This is a genomic window from Fimbriimonadaceae bacterium (assembly GCA_023957775.1).
GTDB lineage: Bacteria > Armatimonadota > Fimbriimonadia > Fimbriimonadales > Fimbriimonadaceae > JAMLGR01.
Genome location: JAMLGR010000007.1, coordinates 141,463 through 160,766, shown reverse-complemented (window position 1 = coordinate 160,766; position 19,304 = coordinate 141,463). Strand labels below are relative to the sequence as shown.

Below are 19,304 nucleotides of genomic sequence, written 5' to 3'. Positions count from 1 at the left end.
GTCGGACTGCGGGCCAGACTGGGTACGGTGGCGCTCCTCTGTGTCGCCGCGACCCTCGCCCTGCTCGTCCCACCGATCCGCGCCGGCGGCGCGGCCGCGGCCGCCCAGGCCGGGCCGGCGTGGCGACTGCGCACCTACACGCTGCGTGGCGCGGCGATCGACTTCGCTCTCCGCTACCCTGAGAGCCTTGGGGAGGATCTGGGCGGACCGGCCACCGTAATGAAAAACGCGACGTACGCGCGTCTTGCGGACCTCGCGAATCGCTTCTCCACCAAGTTCGCAACCGACGAATTCGGGGACGCCGGGTTGTTCGGATCGAACGAGGAGGAGGGAACGGGCCGTACCGTCCCATCCAAACCGTTCCTCGGCAAACCGTTCTTCGTGGGAGACTCGTTCCAAGGCGCAGGTCTGTTCCCATCCGAGAAGGTCGTGGCAAAGGACCTCAAGCAAATCCTCGCGGGTGGGTCGGAATGGCGGCTCGCGGTCACCGCGACCTACGACGAGGGCAAGTTCGGACGCGCGATCTTCTGGCGGTCGTCGGACGCGGGCTCGCTCTTCCCCGTGCCCGAGGGGGCCGCCGTGGACGCCAAGCAGCTCGAGCTCATGAAGTACGTGGCCGCAGGACCCTTGCCGTTCGGATTCCTCATCCAGTGCCACCAGGTCGAGATCGGAGGTTGCTCCGAGGGGGCGAGCCTCTACGACGAGGCGCTGCCGAGATACGTGAACCTGAGCGTCGCCGTGCTGGAGAACAACTCCGGGCATCCGCTCAAGTTCAGCGGCTTCCGCGGTGGGGCTGGCACGTCTTCCAAACTGCGCCTGGCCTCGAGCGACGACCGGGCGCTGAGCGCGGCGACGAAGGACCTCGGCTGGGCGTCGGCCAGCATCGTGCCGGCGGGGGGGCGCCTCGTCGTGCCGCTGCGCATCGCGTTCTCCTACAGCGACTACGAGTACGCCTCGGGCGACGACACGCTGGACTACATCGCCGCGAAACCCAACCGCAACGCCGTGCAGAAGTTCTTGGCCGAATTCACCACGAAGAAGAAAGGCCTCGAGTTTTACGTGGACGAGACCAAGACCGCGATCAAGGACGCGACCTTGCGATCCATTGCGTTTCGAGCGTGGAGGGATCCGCTCGTGAAGCAGGATTTCGTCTACGGACCCTCGTTCCGTCTTGCCTCGTTCAAGGTGGACGCCTTGGCTTCGACGGCCGCGCGCGCCAAGTCGCAGTCTCTCAGTTACACGACGGCCGAAGGATTCGGCAGTTGTCCGTTCGTCTCGATCTGGGACGCGGAGCGCGGGATCTGGCTTGAGAAGGGTCGGGTGCTGGTCGGGCGCGTGGGTCTCGCTGGTGCGGCCCGAGAGGTGTACGATTTGGCGTTCGCGCCGGAAAAGATCGCGGTCCGGGAGAGGGAGGCCGAGGCGACCCTCCTTCGCGAGCTGACTTTGGAGGTCCTTGGACCGGACGGAACCTGGCACCAGGTGCCCGCAAGGGAGCCCGTCGAACGTGGTGGCCTTTGGTTGCGGCATGGTGAGTCGCGGGTGTTCGAATTCGCGGTGCCCCCGGCCCTCCGAAGCAGCCCGGCGAGGCTCCATCTCGAGGGCTACTACGTGCCGGCCCCCGGCATCCGCGTGGTCGGCTCGGGGTAAAGCGCGGGGGCACGACCCGCTCCACGACGGCGGAACCGCATCGACCGCTCGCGTGCACAGGGGCGAAACCTGGTTTAGAATCATCCCATGCAGATCCACGCCGTTTCGCCTCGCCTGCGCTCGTTCGCAGCCAGCGCCGTTCTGCTCTCGGCGGCGTGGGCCGCGGGGCAGGTCGCGCCAAAGCCCGTGCGCGTGTTCATCCTCGCCGGACAGTCGAACATGGAGGGGCACGGCTTCGTGTCCGCGGACCCCAAGCGCAACGAGGGCAAGGGGTCCCTAGAGTTCTTGGCGCACGACCCCGCGACGGCGAAGCGGTTCTCGAAGTTCCTCGGCCCGGACGGGCAGTGGCGCAGGCGGGACGATGTGTGGATCGACTATCTCGATCGGAAGGGGCCGCTCGCCGCGGGCTACGGCGCGAACGAGAATCTGATCGGCCCCGAGCTCGGCTTCGGTTGGGTCGTGGGCGACGCGTACGACGAGCCGGTGCTGCTGATCAAGTGCGCCTGGGGCGGCAAGAGCCTAGGCGTGGACTTCCGCCCGCCCAGCGCCGGCAAGGTGCCGTACTCCCTCGGCGAGAAGACCGACGCGGCCATCGCCCAGAACCCGGAGATCGTGGGCCACTACTACCGGCAGACGGTGTCGCTCGTGAAGAGCGCGCTTACGAGGGTCCAGGAGTTGGTTCCGGGCAGCGACGGCCGCTACGTGCTGTCGGGGGTCGCGTGGCACCAGGGCTGGAACGACCGCATCAGCGAGCCGTTCACGGCCGAATACGAGAGCAACATGGCGCACTTCATCCAGGACATGCGCAAGGATCTCGGCGCCCCCAAGCTGCCTTTCGTCATCGCGGAGACCGGCATGAGCGGGCTCGAGGAGACGCATCCCCGCGCGCTGGCGCTGATGGCGGCCCAAGCCGCCGTCGCCCAGCGCCCCGAGTTCAAGGGCAACGTGGCGTTCGTCGGGACGAGGTCCTTCTGGCGGCCGACCGAAGCCTCGCCCAACGCGCAGGGCTACCACTGGAACTGCAACGCCGAGACCTACACTTTGATCGGCGAGGCGATGGGGGAGACGATGAAGGGGCTCGCAGGAGTTGGGCTGCCTGCAGGGAACATGACGGGTGACAGAGAAGGGGCATCGAGAACCTGACGATCGATCAAGCGGGCGCTCCAACGCAGAGCCGGTCTTCTGATTGCGATCGCGATCTTCGGATTCGCGGTGTCGCTGTACTATGGAGGGGGTTGGTGGTTCGCGACAAAGCTCATCCTGGGCGGCGACAACTCCCTTCGAATCAAGCTGATGGATCAAGGCGACGCTCTTCAACAAGGCGTGACCGGAGTAGTCGGCTTCAGCGTCGCCCTCATATGGATCTATGGCGTTACGAGCGCATTGATTTTCCTCATGTTGCTTGGTCTGCTCTGCGTACTCGGACCTAAGAGCCATGGTATGATTCGGGCTATCTGCTTGTCGATCGGCCTTCTCTGGGTTGTAGTCGCTTGTGCAGGTGTGTGGTCCGCGTTTCGGGGCGATGACTGGGACTGGGTCTATGGCCAACGAGAATTGCGCGACCTACAGATGCGAGTCTTGAGGATCAATAGCTCGATCAAGAAACCGTGAAATTGGATCGGCGCCGTTGGAGAACGCATGGACTCCCGCCAAAGAGATTCATTCTGACGGCATGCATGCTCGACCAGGAGGATTGGCGTGGTTGATCACGTTGCGGTCATGATCGCAACATTGACATTCTGTTTGGCGATCGTGGCCATCGCAAGACTCCGCCCAAGATCAGGGATGGCAAGAATCGCTTCGAAAGCCGATCGAGCACTCTACATAGTTGTTGGCTTCTACGCACCCGTCCTCTTGGGTATGTCCATGCTCAAGGTCGCTGGTCCAACCTATGCCCGAGTGTTGGTAGCGTTGGCTGTTCTAAGCACTTTGGCATCCTGCTACGTCTTGGTACTATGTGGATTGCCGAGACGACGGGAATAGCACCGTGCCGAAGCCAGAGATCCTCCAATAGCAGTAACGATCCAGTGTAGAATGGATGCAGCAGTTTGATTTATTGTCTTGATCGTAGGTCGAGGATTTCATGACTGGGTTCACTTGGAGTCTTGCTTATGCGCTCTTCCACGTAGCGCTGACACTCCTCCTGTGCGCACTCATTTCGAGAAGTCTGGAGCAGGGATTGAGACGGCTGCGGGTCGGCTTTTGGCTGTGGGGCCTGATCCTCCTAACGGGATGCCTTAGCATTTCCGCTCTTGTAAAACGTCCCGACATTCGACCCATAGACGTCGCAGTCACCGCTCTCTTTGGGATCTATGCAGCGTTGGCCCTTGCTCTAGCGAGAATTGGCGATCTCCTTTTGGCAGGTGACAAGTTTCAGAAGGACGCTGCAAGGGAAGAACCTCAAACGAACCCAACGAGCAACGGCAGCAGCGAAGTTCGATGACACATGAGGATGAATTGGAGGAAGGTCCAAGCCTCACCATAGCGCAATTGGTCTTCACCGGCATCAGTCTCTCCCTGACCGTCATCGGTGTGATTGTCGGCTTTTCGTGTACCTATGCAATCATTGCTGCTTGTGCGGTCACGATCACCTATGCCAGCATTGTCCGCATTCGGTCACTAACGATTGAGACGTCGTTCCTTGCGATTGTCGTCCTGGTGTTCTGGGGCATCGCGGGGGTTCTTTTTGCAATCAAGTCTCCATCTGATCAGGCGGAAGCCCTAGTCATTTGCGACGTGGCAGGAATCTTTCTGTTCGCCACCGTATACATCGCCATGCGAGTTTGCGGAGTCCGTAATTTCCGCCATTCAGCCTATTGGGTCGTCGCGATTCTGGCATCATCTTTGCCCGGACTTGTTCGCCAGATGATTCTTGAGCGCTAGGAACGAAGGCTCAGCTGAACGCCCACCTTGGCAGGACCGGGAAGCACTGGATGCTTCGATTCGGTGTTGTCTAGCTACGGTACGCGTCGCTCGATCCTCAGGGTGACAATGGGAGCACGTGCGTCCCGACCAAACCGTATGACGGAGATCCTGGTCGGATCTGCACCACGGAAACGAAACCCTCATTGGGCCAAGCATGTAGAAGTGTTCACCCTGCAACCGATCAGCCCAACACTCTTTGGGATGTAGGAGCCCAGCATGCGGATCGCCACTCGCCAAGTCGTTCACGCGCTCGTTCTGGCCGCGTTCACTCTTGCCTGTGGCGTCGGGTCGGTGACGATCTCTCTTGAACATGGATTCTCGGATCCCCTTCGATGGGTCTTTCCGGGCGGTTACCTGATGATCTTGATTCCGCTCGCGGTTTGCGGCCTCTTTGGGACGGTCGCCTCGGTTTTTCGAATCCGCACCGGTGGGTTGACTCGGGACGCAGGGAGGCAATTCCTCGCGATCACAGCGTTAGTTGTTGGTATCTCCTCGATTGTCTGGATCGCGGTGTTGCTCTGCTCCGGGACACTTGCGAGCTATCTGGTGATCTTCTTCGCGCTCATGTCGATACAAGAGACCGACCTCCCCTTCCTGGGGAAGCTGAGGCTCCCCAAAGCCAAATCTGGAGTTGAACACAGAGACCCCGCCCACGCTGTTGATGACTCCGCAGCCAATTGAGCCGTAACGTGCCCACGAAGATCTTCCCCCGAGGATTCGTCATCGCGTCGAACGAGCGAGAGGCTCTTCGTCTCAGCGAGGAGCTCAGACTTGTTGTCGACGCCCTGAGCCCAACCGTACATGCGGTGTGGCGGCGGCACCGCAAAGACAAGCGGATTTGGGACGCATCTTGCGCCCTGACGATTGCGGGTGGCAGTCTGCAGAACCCGGTTCTCTTGTGCGGCAAGTTGGTGCTGGCCAAGACGAGACCCTATTGGACGCACCGTCCGCTGATCGAACCGAACACAGCCGATCTTCTATCGACCCTGCTTGAGCCTGAGAATCAACTTCGGTTGGGCCGCGCTCTCCAGCTTGATGCTTCCATTCGGCGTTGCCTTGGTCTTGAATCGACGAAGTGAGCCAAGCGGCCCCTGGGTTAATCCCAGCACCAAGGCCCTGCACGCAAGACTCACCTGGTCTCCGACTGGATCGCCTTCCTCAGGTTGGCAGGCGAAGCTTGACAGGGTTGCTTGGCGAATATGGCCCTAGTCCAGCGTCTTGGCCATCAGCACGCTCACGTAGTTCGTGTCGTGCCAGTCGACCGTGCCGGCCAAGCGGTACCCGCGCTTCTCGTAGAAGGCGATCAGGTGCGCCGCCCCCTCCGCCGTGTCGAGCGCGACCTGGCTTGCTCCGGCCCGACGCGCCACCCGCTCGGCCTCTTTGAGGAGTTTGCTCCCGGTGCCCCGCCCCTGTAACTCCGGCAAGATGGCGAACTGGCTGACCACACGGGTGCCCGGCTCGAGGTACAGCGCGGGGTCGTCCTCGTCGAAGATCTCCTTGAGCAGCACCGTGCCCACGATCCGGCCTTCCGCCAGCGCCACCAAACAGGTGCCCGAGGCGCACCGATGGCGGGTGTCCTCCACGCTCTGATACGTTCCCCAGTAGCGAAAACCGAGGGCGGCGAGCTGGGCATACGCCGCCCGGATGAGCGCCGTGAGCTCCTCGAACGAGTCGTCCGCGTGCAAGGGTCGAATCTGCACCGAAACAGTCTAGCTCGTCGCCTTGGGAGTGCGCGACCTTGGTCGTCGCCTTGCACCCGAGCGGCTCGCCGCGCGGACGGGGAGCCGAACAAGTTCGGCGAATTCAGGGCGACGCGCAAGCGCGCGCACTCCCAGATTCAGGGCGACGCGCAAGCGGGCGCACTCCCAGATTCAGGGCGACGCGCAAGCGGGCGCACTCCCAGATTCAGGGCGACGCGCAAGCGCGCGCACTCCCAGATTCAGGGCGACGCGCAAGCGCGCGCACTCCCAGATTCAGGGCGACGCGCAAGCGCGCGCACTCCCAGATTCAGGGCGACGCGCAAGCGGGCGCACTCCCAGGGAGGATGAGCCGCCCCCCGCGGTCTCGCGCCATAATCTCCCCGTCCCATGAGCGACTTCACCACCCTTTCGCGCGACTCGAACCAAGCCCTCGGCCTTGGGCGGTACGCCCTCGAATTCATGCGCTCCGGCGAACCGGCACCCGCAGTGCTTGAACGCACCCGCCTGTTCCATACCGATGCCGTGCTGTGCGGACTCTCGGCCCTCTCGTTGGGCACGAACGCGCCCACCCTTCTTCGGCGGGAAGCGCTGGAGTATCCCGATCCCCAGGGTGCGGCCGTGTTCGGTTCCGAGGCCCGGGTGAAGGCGGAGAAGGCCGTGGTCTCCAACAGTTCGGCCGTGCGGGAGTGGGACTCGAACGGCACCAACTTCGGCTACAACCCCGCCCTTGGCCACACCGCGGGCGAGTTCGGGCACAACGACTTCTATCCCGTGGCGATCGCTGCGTGCCAGCAACAGGGGCTCGACGGCGCGACCGCCCTCAAAGCCATGGTCCTCATCGACGAGATTCGAGGCAGGCTCGCCGAGGTGTTCAGCCTCAAGACTTACAAGATCGACCACGTGGTACACGGAGCGATCGGCTCTGCCGCCGCGTACGGCGCCTTGATGGGTGCGACGGCCGAGCAGATCGAGTCTGCGATCGGCATGTTCGTCGCGCACTTCATCCCCTGGCGCGCGATTCGGGCCGGGAAGCAGCTATCCGACTCCAAGGGTGCCAGCGCCGCGATCAGCACCGAGGCCGCGATCCTCTGCATGAAGCGCTCTCTGGCGGGATTCACGGGCCCGAAGGACATCTTTCGGAACCCCGAGGCGATCTGGCGCTACTTCGAACCGACGACCGAAGGGTCCGCCCGCTGGAAGGAGCAAGGCGACAGCCCCTTCGACCTGGTCCTCGCGATGCGCAGCGACGACTTCGCCGTGATGGGCATGCACTTCAAGCTTGGGCTGTACGAACACCAGTCCGCAGGCGCGCTGCAGGGCGCGATCGACCTCCTGGCGTCGGCCCCCGAGCTCCTCGAGGATCCCTCGGGCGCGCGCATCCGTCGCATCGAGATCGTAGCCTACGAGCCGGCGTTCGGCATCATCGGCAATCCGATGAAGAAGGACCCGCACACGCGCCAAAGCGCCGACCATTCGATGGCCTACATCGTGGCGACACTCATCCGAAAGGCGTTGGAACGCGGCTCACTGCCCCAAGGCAACGACGCGATCTGGAAGGCCCTGATGCTCGATCCGTACGACTACCAGGTGGCCGACACGGCAATCTTCCACCCGGTCACCCGAGCACTGATGGAGCGCATCGAGTTTCGCCACGGCGGTCCCGATTACGACGCGAAATACCCCGACGGCATCCCCACGTCGATCGTGATCGAGGACACCGCCGGCACGCGCCACGACAGCGGCTTGGTGATGTACCCCGCAGGCCACGCGCGCAACACCACGGCGAATCTTCGCGACATCCTGGCGCACAAGTTTCAGTTGCTGGCGGGACTTGCCGTGCCCAATGGGGCCGACCCGTCGCCGCTCATCGAGCGGTTCGAGGCGCTGCCAGAGCTTGATGCGGCGGGAGTACGGGTGCTCTACGAATTCGAGTTGGGGTCAAGGCCCGGGTATGAGTAGATCTTCCGAGACAATTCTCAACGCGATACTCGGCCCGGAAGGTGCCGGCAATCCAGCTCTTCTTGGTGTCGGGAAGGGCGAGGATAACCTTGCCGGGAAGGGTACCGTCCTTCACCTTGCCGAATTCGAGCCGCACGGAGTACTGCTCGCGGAAGTCCACTGACGAGGCCGTGCCGCCTCCCGCCGGGAGGGTCGACACCGTGACCTTCACGATCCCTCTCGGGAACCTTACTGCGCCAAGGTGCATCAGCTTCTGCTTCAGGTCCTCCGGGGAGCTGAAGGCGCTCGGTTTCCAAGTTAGGGTCTTTCCATCCAATCGCTGATCCCAATCCGCGTTGATCCGAAAGTAGATCGTGCGGTCGGCACGCCCCGGCCCGTGGTCTCGAATCCGGAACTTGTAGGGTCGTATCTCATCGGAGCCGAGATCCTGGGAGTACGTCGCACTTCGTCCGTCGGCTTCCATCACCGCCTCGGTCATCTCAAAACGCGTGCCCAACACGGCACCGACGACCGGACGGTTCGGGATCGACGCCTGGCTCACATCGGGAGCGGTGCCGCTCCAACCCATGACCACGCCTGCGATTACAGCAAAGAGCCCCATCACCGCCTATTTTCGGCACGCGATCCGCGCCCGGACACCGGCCGAATTGCTGGAGATGCCCTAGTGCGTGACCACCCGACCCAACACCTTCGCCTCGGCGACCCAACGCTCGACCTCGCTCTCGACGGGCACCTGGCGGACAAGGCTCTTCTCCCGGTTGACCTCGACCATCTTCGCGGCAAGGTTCGCGGGGTTGCGCTGCGCAAGCTCGGGGACGCTGTCCACACCGGACCCTTCCAGGAGGTCGGCGTACTCCGAGCCGATGCCCTTGATTCGGGCGAGGTCCGCGCGGTTCACCCACTTGAGCACCAGCGTCTCGCTCACGTCGGCTGCCTCGGCGATCTCTTCGCGCCCCTTCTTGGACGCGCCACGCTCGAGCAGCTTTTCCACGGTGTTCACGCCGATCCCGGCCAGTTTCTCCCCGTAGGCGGGCCCGATTCCTTCGATTTCACTGATATTTGCCATTGCATGTCTCCTTCCTTCGATTATCCCCGCGCGCGAGGGGCTACGGTCCCGCCGTTGGTCGGCGGGTGGGGGTCGGCGGCTCCCCCGCATTCGGACAGGGGGTGCGCCGCAAACCTTCCGAGGATCTCGGCCAGCGTCCGAGCCTCCTCGGCGCTCATCCTTGAGCCGAAGTGCTCTTGGATCGCCGTGCGGTACACCGGCCACGCAGATTCGCGCGCTGCAAGCCCCGCGTCCGTCAACACGGCGTACGTGGACCTTCGATCCTGAGGGCAGCGCTCGCGACGAATCCAACCGAGGCGCTCCAACCGGTCCACGAGTCGGGTCAGTCCGCTGCGCGAGTAGACGATCGCATTGGCCAGATCCGACATCCGCAACCTCTGGTCGGGCGCCATCTCCAACGCGAGCAGGACGTCGTAGACCTCGAGCCCCGGGCAACCCGCCACGGCTAGCGCGTGCTCGATCTTCTTCGTGAGGAGGCCGTGGCCGACGAAGAAGGCGACCCATGCCTCGTGCTGCTCCTTGGGAAGTCTCACGGATGGAATTTTACCATGATAGTTGCATTGTCAACTATTTTTGTGGAATAATGATTGACATAGCAACTATTGCTAATACAAGCAATGGCCCGGACGAGAGCCGGCGGCCCCCAGTTGCAGGAGATAGGAACGATGAAAACACTGCTTTCGACTCGAGACAACGGAGCGCTGACCCTCTTGCGGATCGCGCTGGGAACGGTCATGTTCGCGCACGGCGCGCAGAAGCTGCTGGGCTGGTTCGGCGGCAACGGCTTCGACGGCACGATGGGATTCTTCACCCAACAGATGGGGATCCCCGCCGCGTTCGCCTTCCTTGCGATCGTCGCCGAGTTCTTTGGAGCGCTCGGCCTGATCTTCGGCTTCCTCACGCGCATCGCCGCGTTCGGCATCGGCACGGTGCTGGCGGTCGCCATGCTCAAGGTGCACCTTCCCAACGGGTTCTTCATGAACTGGATGGGCGCCCAGCAAGGCGAGGGAATCGAGTTCTTCCTGCTTGCGATCCCGATGGCCGCCACGCTGATTTGGAAGGGCGCAGGCGCGTTCTCGGTCGACGGATGGCTCGCACGGCGCCGGTCCTCGGAATGGAGCGGATCGACCGCCCCCGCCAACTCCTAAGCGACAAACGACAAACGCCGCAGGGGCGGACCCGCCCCCGCGGCACCGGGTATCACTGGCGAATGCACGCCACCGACAACCCCTCCGCCTTCCGCGACCTTCCCTTCATGGGAGTGATCCGCGTGAACGTGGAGGCGATGAAGATCGGCTACCGAATGGGCGATCCCGCGTGGTCGAACCTAGGCCAGGGCCAGCCGGAGGTCGGGATGATCGACGGCGCCCCTCCACGCATCGACTCGATGCCGATCGAGGCCGCCGATCACGCGTACGGTCCGGTCGAGGGCATCCCCGAACTGCGCGAAGCCGTGGCGGACTATATGAACCGCCTGTACCGGCAAGGCAAGCCCTCCCAATACACCGTTGAGAACGTGGCTATCGCCCCGGGCGGGCGGGCGGCGCTCACCCGGATCGGCGCGGCCCTCGCCCACCAGCGGCTCGGCTACTTCACCCCCGACTACACGGCCTACGAGGACCTGCTCACCACGTTCTCGGGCGTCGACCCCGTCTGGATCGAGTTGGAACCGTCGACGGGCTTTCGCATCGAGCCGGACGCACTGGAGCGGAGGGTGACCGACGAACGTCTCGGCGCGCTCCTGATCAGCAACCCGTGCAATCCCACGGGCACCGTGGTGTGGGGCGACGAGCTGCGGGAGTGGGTGCGCCTCGCGCGCGAACGGTCCTGCACGCTGCTGATGGACGAGTTCTACTCGCACTACTTCTATGCGAACGGCGCGCAAGGACCCGTGAGCTCGGCCGCCTACGTGGAGGACGTGGACGAGGATCCCGTGGTGATCGTGGACGGCCTGACCAAGTCGTTCCGCTATCCGGGGTGGCGCATGGGCTGGGTCGTGGCGCCGAAGAAGGTGATCCAAACCCTCACCGCGGCTGGATCGTTCCTCGACGGCGGTCCGTGCCGGCCCATCCAGAAGGCCGCCCTGCGCGCCCTCGAGCCCGAACAGGCCGACCGCGAGACGTCCGCGACCCGGGCCGTGTTCGCCGAGAAGCAACGCCTCACGCTGGACGCCCTCAAGGCCATGGGCGTCACCTTCGCGAGAGACCCCGAGGGCACGTTCTACGCGTTTGGCAGCGTGGCCGAACTCCCCTCGCCTCTCAACACGGGAATCGGGTTCATGCGGGCCGCATTCCTGCACAACGTGCTCACAGTCCCGGGCGAGTTCTTCGACGTGAACCCGCACCGCCGGCGCCCCGCGCCGTCGCCCCTGGAGCAGACCGTACGGTTCTCCTTCGGCCCGCCAAGAGACAACCTGGAGGCCGGCCTGGCACGGCTGGCCGAAATGGTGGCCCGACACCGATAACTCAGATCAGCCCCCCTCCCACCACCGGAATCGGATGGCTGGGCCGGCTTCGTACAGGACGCCGACCTTCTTGCCCACCCGCGTGAGGCTGGACGCGCCTGCAGGACCCTCTTGGACGACGGTGCCCATCGCCCACGTCGCGCCCTGGTCGTGGCTGACGCGCAGGGCCAGCCTTCGGGGCAACGTGTCGGCCGGGCCCGAGAACACCCACGTGCCGTCCTCGGCGACCGCCAACCCCCCTCGGGTCGGGGGAGCGATGAGCCACGGGTCGTGGTCGAACGCCTCCCACGTCTCGCCCCCGTCACTCGACGCGGCATGCGCCCGAAGCCCCACGCCCTGCAGGCTTCCCATCGAGAGCAGGAGCGATCCGTCCTCGCGCTCCACAACGGCGCCATCCACGGCACCGGCCGCCGCGAGCTTCGAACAGCGCCACGACCGGCCGTGGTCGTCGCTCAGCAAGGCGCGCGATTGCACGATGCCGTTCTCGTCGATCGCCGTCGCAGGGAGCACGATCCGGCCTGATCGCAGCACGGCACCGCTTCCCGGCGACGTCCAGAGCGCCCGCCAGGCGCGCTGCTTCACCTGCGTGGTGATGTTCACCGCGTCCGACCAGGTCGCGCCGTCGTCTTCGCTGCGCCGCACGAGGAGCTGCAGGGTCTCGAACACCCCAAAGCCCGGGCGTGACTCCTGGGTGCCCAATCCGCGTGAGCCGTACGTGTACGCCAGCCACAAGACCCCCGAAGCCGAGTCGTACGTGAGCTGAGGACGGCTCGCGCCTTCGGTGCCGGGCGGGTCCACGATCGTTTCCACCGCGCTCCACGTCTGGCCACCGTCGGTGCTTCGGCGCATCACGAGGTCGATGTTGTTGGGCAGATCGCCCGCCCGCTCCCGCCGCGCTTCGGCCACCGCTACCAGCGCGTGGGGCGTCGCCGCCAACGACGGGCTGCGGACCTCCGCGGCACCGTCGAGGCCATCTTGGAACAACGCGGTGTCCGGCGCGGCGCCCAGCAGCTTGCCCTGCTTGGCCAGCGCGTCCAACTCCTCCACCCGAAGCCGCACGCACACCACGTAGGGCTCCTTGCCCGCCTCCCAATGGCCGTAGGTGGTGGTCGCGATCGTGCCGTCGGGCAGGACCTCGACGCCCGGATAGGCGCAATCCCAAGAGTCCTGGTTGTCCATCAGGCGCACTCGATACTGCCCCTCGCGCCTGTCCACGATGTCGTCGTACGTGCCCACCCATGCGACCCAGTCCCCCTGCGTCGGGCTTTCGCGCGTCGTGTCGCGAAACGAGATGAACAGCCGGCCGTCCGGCAGGTACTTGGCCGTGTGGCGGTCTCCGGTCAGGGCCGCGGGAAGTTCGCGCGGCGCGGTCCACGTCTGGGCTTCGTCGTTCGAGAACATCACGAAACTGTTGCGGCGACGGCTGTTTTCGCGCAGCAGCAGCGCGAGTTGGCGGCCGTCGGGCGAGCGGACCACTCCCGGCTCGCACAGGTGCACGTCGCTGCCCGACCAGATGGCGCGTGGGGCCTCCCACGTCAGGCCGCCATCGCCGGAAACCGTCTGGTATAGGGTGAACGTCGAAGTGGCCTTGCCCGAGTTGGCGAAGAAGCGCCCGTCGTCGTGGAACCACGCCGCGTAGTCGCCGTTGGACAGCCTGGCCACGCTCGCCATCGCCACGATGCCGCCGAAATCGCCCACCTTCTCCAGGGGCGACCATGTGGCTCCATCGTCCTCCGACACGGCCCGCCGAATGGGATAGAGCCCGGAAAACACGATCAGCCTGCGCTTGCCCGTGCGCGGGTCGATCGTGCGGTGGATCGTCGGGGTCTCGAGGCTCGTCGCCCAGTTTTCGGGCGTCGAAAGCCGCTCGGACCACGTTTTGCCGCCGTCTTCGCTGCGTTTGAGCACGATCGGACCGCGCCCGTGCCCCTTGGGGAACACGGTGAGGATCGTCTTGCCGTCTTCGAGGAGCACCGTGGTGGGATGTCCCAGGTATTGGCCCTCTTCCCGGTCCACGACGAACTGCCTCGACTTGTCGCCCGAAAGGTCAAGCGTGGGAATAGTGTAGCCGCGCGCCATCTGGGAAACCTCCCTGTCCTCAAGCTCTCCCCGAACCTCGAGCGACTCGACGGTCATGCGGCTGCGGAAGGGGTCGAACCCGAAGGCGTGGACGGGACCGGAATCGGGCGCGCTCGCAACGACCTTCCCATCGATCGAGCACGTGAGCGTTCCACCCTGGCGCGAGGCCTCGAAAGCGATCCACGCCCCCCGCTTGAACACGGCCTCCGAGGGTTGGAGCAGTTGGAGGTCGCCGAACGCCCCGCCCGACACGAAGAGCGTCTCCTTTGCGCCCTCGAACCCGAAGACCGAGTCGTCCAGAAAGAACGCGGCCGCGCTGCCCTTCTGATCGTCCATCTTCAGCCGCGCGGTGATGCGGAAGTCCCCGTCGCCGATCGAGACCCTGGAAACCAGGCGGTTCCCCGGCCCGTTACCCACCAGGCCCTCGGGCGAAGGCGACCAGCCGTCCGCTTCGGCACCCAGCGGAACGCCGTTGCGAACTACCGCCCTCCACGTGCCCGCCACCCGCGGGTGGCCGTTCAAGGCCAAGAGATCGGCCACGCGGCGCGCGAGCACGGCCGCCAGGGCGCGGTGTCCCTCGTCGTTGGGGTGGAGCCCGTCCGAGAGCCAACCCTCGATCTTCTCGGGGTTGCGGTCCTGGGCCTCGTACATCCGATACACGTCGACCAGCGGCACGTCCGTTTCCTTCGCTATACGCCTCACGGACTCGGCATAGCGAGCGTTATAGACGTTGAATCCCCAACGGTCGTTGACGTCGTACGGGGGCTGGCCGTAGGTCTCGAGGAGGCGCTCCGACCAGATTCCCGGGTTGGGCGTCGCGAGGATCGGCTCGCCTCCCCGTTCCTTGATCCGCCGGATGATCGTGCGGAGGTTCCACTCGTACTCCGAGCGGGACACGCGCGGTTCCGTGCGCCCGCGGAGCACGTCGACCGCCGAGTCGTTCAGGCCGAACTGGATGATTACGAGGTCGGGGTCGCGGGCCAATACGTCGTGCTCGAGGCGGGCCACCGCTTGGCGGGTCGTGTTGCCCCCGACTCCCGCATTGACGATTTGCGATGCGATCCCCTGGCTCGCCAACTCTTCCGCGAGGCGGTCGGCGTAGACGAGATGGACGCCGGTCCGCAAGGCCGTGGTGGAGTCACCGAAGACGACGATCTTGAGAGGCGCCATTCCGCCGAGCAGGGCGGCGGCAAGAAAGGGGACGAGCACCCCGAGAGTTTATCAGGCAAGACCGGAACGGAGGGATTTCCCTTTGCGTCCATAGCGTTCTTTGCGAGCAACTTCCCTCGCCGGCTAACCCGCCCACCACGCCCACCCGTAGTACAGTAGAAAGACGGAGGCCCATCCCATATGAAAGAATTCGTGCTCGTCGTCAACGGCAAGGAACACAAGGTGGAAGCGGTGCCGACCACGCCCCTTCTGTGGGTGTTGCGAGACAACCTGGGGCTGACGGGCGCCAAGTACGGATGCGGCGTCGGCTCTTGTGGCTCTTGCACGGTGCATCTCGACGGCGCCGCGTTTCGGTCCTGCCTCCTCCCCGTCGCCGACGCGGTCGGCAAGAAGATCACGACCATCGAGGGCCTGTCGCCCGACGGATCGCACCCGGTGCAGCGCGCCTGGGTCGCGGAGGACGTCGCGCAGTGCGGCTACTGCCAGACGGGTCAGATCATGAGCGCGGCGGCCCTCTTGGCCTCGACGCCCCGCCCGTCCAACGAGCAGATCGACGAGGCCATGCAGCACAACGTTTGCCGGTGCGGCACGTACCAGCGCATCCGCGCGGCCATCCACCGCGCGGCCAAGGAGGAGCAGCCATGAGCAGCCAACCATCGCTTTCCCGACGAACGCTTCTGAAGGTCACCGCCGGTGCCGGCGCAGGATTGGTCCTCGGTTGTTACGCCCGCCCCACGTTGGAAGAAGGGCTCCTGAAGAGCGGCGCCGGCAAGGCCGAACTGATCCCGAGCGCTTGGCTCCGCCTTGATTCCAACGGCATTGCGACCGTCACGATTTCCAAGTCCGACATGGGGCAAGGTGCCCGCACGGTGCTCGCCACCCTCGTCGCCGAGGAGTTGGACATTCCTTGGGAGAACGTGCGTGTGGAGCAGGCCGACGGCGACCGTGAGAAGTACGGCTCCCAAGGCACGGGCGGCAGCAGTTCGGTGCGTTCGATGTGGGGACCGCTTCGCCTCACCGGCGCAACCGCCCGGACGATGCTGGTCGCCGCGGCCGCCCAGAAGTGGGGCGTGCCCGCGTCCGAGTGCCACGCCGAGAACGGCAAGGTGTCGCACCCGGGTCCCGGTCGCGAAGCCCCCTTTGGCGAGCTGGTCGAGTTGGCCGCGACCCTTCCGGTCCCCGATCGCCAATCCGTCCAGCTCAAGAGCCCCGAGGCGTTCAAGCTCGTGGGCAAGCGGGTGGGACGGATCGATGCCCGCGACATCGCTATGGGCAAGGCGCAGTATGCGTCGGACCTTCGGCCCAAGGGCGCCGCGGTCGCCGCGATCGCACGCCCGCCGGCGTTTGGCGCTCGGGCGAAGTCGTTCGACGATTCGCGCACGATGCGGATTCCCGGCGTACGCAAGGTCGTCGAGCAGCCCTCGGGCATCGCGGTCGTCGCCGACCACACGTGGGCGGCCCTCGAGGGGCGCCGCGTGCTCGAGATCGACTGGGACATGGGCCCGAACGCCGATCTCGACAGCGCGAAGATCCGCCAGGCCTTGGTGGACGCGGTCGGCGAGTTTCCAGCCGTCGGCGGTGCGAAGAGCCTCCGCGCGGAGTACGACCTTCCGTTCCTGTCGCACTCGCCGTTGGAGCCGATGAACTGCATCGCCGACGTGAAGGCCGACTCCGCCGAGCTTTGGGCTCCCACCCAGGGCGCGGACGGGGTGCGCTCCTCGGTCGCACAAACCCTCGGCCTGCCCCTGACGGCGGTGACGGTGCACGTCCCGATGATCGGCGGAGGATTCGGCCGGCGCCTTCAGGGCGACTACGCGACGGAGGCTGCGCTTCTCTCGAAGGCGATCGGCGGTCCGGTGCAGGTGATCTGGTCGCGCGACGACGACATGCGCCATGACTTCTACCGCCCCACCAGCCACCACGCCCTGATGGGTGCGGTGGACGCGCAGGGCATGCCGGTCGCGTGGCTTCACCAGATGATGGGCCCGTCGGGGCGGCGGGGCGGCGGGGATTTCTCCCGCACGCGCATCGCCTACGACGTAGCGAACGTGCAGCAGCGCAACGGCGGTGCGAACATTCCCGTTCCAACCGGCGCATGGCGCTCGGTCGGCGCCTCCCAGACGTGCTTCGTCGAGGAGTCCTTCTTCGACGAACTGGCGCATCTGGGCGGCCAGGACCCGCTCGAACTTCGCTTGAAACTCCTGCAAGATCCCAGGCTGAAGAAGTGCGTCGAGACTGTGAAGGAGAAGGCGCAGTGGGGCCGCGAGATGCCCAAGGGCTCCGCCCAAGGCGTCGCGTGCTTCGCGGGCTTCGGCTCGTATGTCGCGGTCGTCGCCGAAGTGACCGTGAGAGCGGGCGAGGTGAAGGTGGACCGCGTGGTCGAGGCCATCGATTGCGGGGTGGTCGTGAGTCCGAGCGGGGCCAGCGCCCAAGCCGAGGGGTGTGTGGTCGACGGAATCTCCACGGCCTTGCACGCGGGCATCACGATCGCGAACGGCGGAGTCGAACAGAGCTCCTACTTCGATTACCCGTGGATCAAGATCGCCGACATGCCGAATGTGGAAGTGCACTTCATCGAGGGCGCCAACTCGCCGGGAGGAATGGGCGAGCCCACCTACCCGCCGGTGCCGCCCGCGTTGATGAACGCGATCTTCGCCGCGACCGGCAAGCGCATTCGGCGCCTTCCGATGCAGCCGGGCGACCTCGACTAGATGCGCGCCGTCGCCGGAGCGGTGCTGGAGTGGACGGCCGAAGGCCGGCGGTTCGCGTTGGCCACGGTGGTCCAGACGCGGGGCTCGTCCCCGCGCCCGACCGGTGCCTGCATGGCCGTGCGCGACGACGGTCTGAGCGTGGGGTCGGTGAGCGGCGGCTGCGTGGAGGGGGCGGTGATCACCGAAGCCCTGTCGGTGCTCGGGGACGGCCGGCCCAGACTGCTCGAATTTGGAGAAGCGTCCGACGACGGATGGGAGGTCGGTCTCTCTTGCGGCGGCGGAATCCAAGTGTGGGTCGAGCGTCCGGCCCTTGAGGAGGACGGACCCGACGGGACGGGTTGGTGGGACGTGCTGCGGATGGCCGACGAGGGCCTCGCCTGCGTGCGCGTGGCCAGCCTCGACCCGAATCGGCCGACACACCTGGTGTGGAGCCCGACCGGCGCGTCGTCGGGAGGCCTTTTGCCGGCTGTGGAAGCAGCAAGGAGCGCATGGGGACGGCGCGAGGACGGTGTGGCCGAGGTCGAGGGCGTTCCGTGTTTCGTCCACGTCATGCCCGCACCGGACCGGCTTCTCATCGTCGGCGCCGTGCATATCGCCGTGCCCTTGGTTCGCCTCGCACGCGACCTCGGGTTCACCAGCGTTGTCGTGGATCCGAGAGCGGCGTTCGCGACCGCGGAGCGGTTCCCCGACCCTCCGGACCTGCTCGTCGCCGAGTGGCCGCAAGACGCGCTGTGCGGCTTTCCTCCGGACGAGGAGACGTATGCGATCCTGCTGACCCACGATCCCAAGATCGACGATCCGGCGCTTGAGATTCTCCTGCGGAGCCCCGCACCCTACATCGGCGCCCTCGGGGGCCGATCGACCCAGGCGTCGCGCCGCGAACGCATGCGGGCCAAAGGATTCTCGGAGGAGGATCTCGACCGCATCCGCGGCCCGGTCGGGCTCGCCATCGGCGCGCGGACGCCCGAGGAGATCGCGCTCGCAATCCTCGCCGAGATCGTGCAGGTCAAGCGGATGCGATGACGATCGCCGGGATCCTGCTTGCGGCGGGACGTTCGGAGCGGATGGGCGGCGTCAACAAGCTGCTTGCCCCCTGGGGATCGGGGTTCGTCGTCGAGGCGGTCTGGAAGACGATGCTCGGGGCGGGTCTGGAGCGGATCGTGGTGGTCGCGGGCTTCGAGGCCCCGCGGGTGCAGGCCGTTCTTCCAGGCGCCACCGTGGTTCGCAACGCCCGTTTTGAAGAGGGGCTCGGCACCTCGATCGCCGCAGGGGTGGAAGCCGCGGGCGCCGCGGAGGGCTACCTGATCGTGCTCGGAGACATGCCGCGCGTGCCGCCCGACCACCTCCGGGCGCTTGTGGCGGAACGGTCGGAGGAAACCACGATCGTCGCCTCGCGCACCGAGGGCCGTTTGGGTCCGCCCGTGCTCTTCGGCGGCGCTTACCGCGGCGAACTGGGTGCACTGTCGGGCGACGAGGGGGCCAGAGTGCTGCTCCACCGCCACGCCGACCAGGTGAGGGCCGTGGACCTCGCGCCAAGCGAAGCGGCGGACATCGACCACCCCCAAGACCTCGTCTGAGTGTGG

The 19,304-nt window shown here is 65.6% G+C and carries 16 protein-coding genes; 11 read left to right on the top strand and 5 right to left on the bottom strand.

From position 1 onward, the window contains the following. Positions 1–27 precede the first annotated feature (27 nt). The 4 genes from M9921_08095 (at position 28) to M9921_08080 (ending at position 5,253) form a co-directional block, all read left to right on the top strand. Positions 28–1,647, top strand: coding sequence for a hypothetical protein (locus M9921_08095; GenBank protein MCO5296803.1), 1,620 nt, complete (start codon positions 28–30; stop codon positions 1,645–1,647). Between the two features lie 87 nt (positions 1,648–1,734). After that, entirely contained in the window at positions 1,735–2,790 is a 1,056-nt protein-coding gene (locus M9921_08090; GenBank protein ID MCO5296802.1) for a sialate O-acetylesterase, read from the top strand. 1,347 nt (positions 2,791–4,137) lie between these two features. Then, complete coding sequence (locus M9921_08085; GenBank protein ID MCO5296801.1) at positions 4,138–4,530, top strand: hypothetical protein; 393 nt, start codon at positions 4,138–4,140, stop codon at positions 4,528–4,530. Between the two features lie 258 nt (positions 4,531–4,788). Next, positions 4,789–5,253: a hypothetical protein gene (locus tag M9921_08080; protein ID MCO5296800.1), complete on the top strand. Its 465-nt coding sequence runs from the start codon at positions 4,789–4,791 to the stop codon at positions 5,251–5,253. 524 nt (positions 5,254–5,777) lie between these two features. Here the strand turns inward: M9921_08080 and M9921_08075 are convergent. Continuing rightward, positions 5,778–6,272, bottom strand: coding sequence for a GNAT family N-acetyltransferase (locus tag M9921_08075; GenBank protein ID MCO5296799.1), 495 nt, complete (start codon positions 6,270–6,272; stop codon positions 5,778–5,780). Positions 6,273–6,659: 387 nt separating this feature from the next. On the opposite strand from M9921_08075, the gene M9921_08070 reads away from it, so the two are divergent. Next, positions 6,660–8,231, top strand: coding sequence for an MmgE/PrpD family protein (locus M9921_08070; protein MCO5296798.1), 1,572 nt, complete (start codon positions 6,660–6,662; stop codon positions 8,229–8,231). Here M9921_08070 and M9921_08065 read toward each other — a convergent pair. From M9921_08065 to M9921_08055, 3 genes are read right to left on the bottom strand one after another with little or no spacing between them, the layout of a single operon-like run. Continuing rightward, positions 8,137–8,832 (bottom strand): hypothetical protein, encoded by a 696-nt coding sequence (locus M9921_08065; GenBank protein MCO5296797.1) that lies wholly within the window; start codon positions 8,830–8,832, stop codon positions 8,137–8,139. The two genes, M9921_08070 and M9921_08065, sit on opposite strands and share 95 nt — an antisense overlap. Before the next feature lie 60 nt (positions 8,833–8,892). Continuing rightward, positions 8,893–9,297 carry a DUF4332 domain-containing protein gene (locus M9921_08060; GenBank protein ID MCO5296796.1) on the bottom strand — a complete coding sequence of 135 codons (405 nt, stop codon included), beginning with the start codon at positions 9,295–9,297 and terminating at the stop codon, positions 8,893–8,895. Between the two features lie 20 nt (positions 9,298–9,317). Then, positions 9,318–9,830, bottom strand: coding sequence for a MarR family transcriptional regulator (locus tag M9921_08055; GenBank protein ID MCO5296795.1), 513 nt, complete (start codon positions 9,828–9,830; stop codon positions 9,318–9,320). A gap of 132 nt (positions 9,831–9,962) precedes the next feature. Between M9921_08055 and M9921_08050 the strand changes: the two genes are divergently transcribed. Together M9921_08050 and M9921_08045 are read left to right on the top strand one after the other, a co-directional pair. Then, complete coding sequence (locus M9921_08050) at positions 9,963–10,445, top strand: DoxX family protein (GenBank protein MCO5296794.1); 483 nt, start codon at positions 9,963–9,965, stop codon at positions 10,443–10,445. A 62-nt stretch (positions 10,446–10,507) separates the two neighbouring features. After that, a complete protein-coding gene (locus M9921_08045; GenBank protein ID MCO5296793.1) occupies positions 10,508–11,761 on the top strand; it encodes a pyridoxal phosphate-dependent aminotransferase in 1,254 nt (417 codons plus the stop codon). A 6-nt stretch (positions 11,762–11,767) separates the two neighbouring features. On the opposite strand, the gene M9921_08040 is transcribed toward M9921_08045, so the two are convergent. Then, positions 11,768–15,049, bottom strand: a complete 3,282-nt coding sequence (locus tag M9921_08040; protein MCO5296792.1) for an exo-alpha-sialidase — start codon at positions 15,047–15,049, stop codon at positions 11,768–11,770. A 141-nt stretch (positions 15,050–15,190) separates the two neighbouring features. Between M9921_08040 and M9921_08035 the strand changes: the two genes are divergently transcribed. Genes M9921_08035 through M9921_08020 form a run of 4 tightly spaced genes read left to right on the top strand, consistent with a single transcriptional unit; the run spans position 15,191 to position 19,298 of the window. Continuing rightward, entirely contained in the window at positions 15,191–15,655 is a 465-nt protein-coding gene (locus M9921_08035; protein MCO5296791.1) for a (2Fe-2S)-binding protein, read from the top strand. Further along, complete coding sequence (locus M9921_08030) at positions 15,652–17,721, top strand: molybdopterin-dependent oxidoreductase (GenBank protein MCO5296790.1); 2,070 nt, start codon at positions 15,652–15,654, stop codon at positions 17,719–17,721. The genes M9921_08035 and M9921_08030 overlap by 4 nt, the downstream gene beginning before the upstream one ends. After that, positions 17,722–18,744 (top strand): XdhC family protein, encoded by a 1,023-nt coding sequence (locus tag M9921_08025; protein MCO5296789.1) that lies wholly within the window; start codon positions 17,722–17,724, stop codon positions 18,742–18,744. It begins immediately after the preceding gene. After that, on the top strand, positions 18,741–19,298 hold the full coding sequence (locus tag M9921_08020) for a nucleotidyltransferase family protein (GenBank protein ID MCO5296788.1): 558 nt from the start codon (positions 18,741–18,743) through the stop codon (positions 19,296–19,298). The genes M9921_08025 and M9921_08020 overlap by 4 nt, the downstream gene beginning before the upstream one ends. Positions 19,299–19,304 lie beyond the last annotated feature (6 nt).

Coding starts and splice junctions, on each gene's coding strand:
- M9921_08020 (MCO5296788.1), top strand. CDS start 18,741: ATGACGATCGCCGGGATCCTGCTTGCGGCGGGACGTTCGGAGCGGATG.
- M9921_08070 (MCO5296798.1), top strand. CDS start 6,660: ATGAGCGACTTCACCACCCTTTCGCGCGACTCGAACCAAGCCCTCGGC.
- M9921_08045 (MCO5296793.1), top strand. CDS start 10,508: ATGCACGCCACCGACAACCCCTCCGCCTTCCGCGACCTTCCCTTCATG.
- M9921_08090 (MCO5296802.1), top strand. CDS start 1,735: ATGCAGATCCACGCCGTTTCGCCTCGCCTGCGCTCGTTCGCAGCCAGC.
- M9921_08060 (MCO5296796.1), bottom strand. CDS start 9,297: ATGGCAAATATCAGTGAAATCGAAGGAATCGGGCCCGCCTACGGGGAG.
- M9921_08080 (MCO5296800.1), top strand. CDS start 4,789: ATGCGGATCGCCACTCGCCAAGTCGTTCACGCGCTCGTTCTGGCCGCG.
- M9921_08025 (MCO5296789.1), top strand. CDS start 17,722: ATGCGCGCCGTCGCCGGAGCGGTGCTGGAGTGGACGGCCGAAGGCCGG.
- M9921_08050 (MCO5296794.1), top strand. CDS start 9,963: ATGAAAACACTGCTTTCGACTCGAGACAACGGAGCGCTGACCCTCTTG.
- M9921_08030 (MCO5296790.1), top strand. CDS start 15,652: ATGAGCAGCCAACCATCGCTTTCCCGACGAACGCTTCTGAAGGTCACC.
- M9921_08035 (MCO5296791.1), top strand. CDS start 15,191: ATGAAAGAATTCGTGCTCGTCGTCAACGGCAAGGAACACAAGGTGGAA.
- M9921_08065 (MCO5296797.1), bottom strand. CDS start 8,832: ATGGGGCTCTTTGCTGTAATCGCAGGCGTGGTCATGGGTTGGAGCGGC.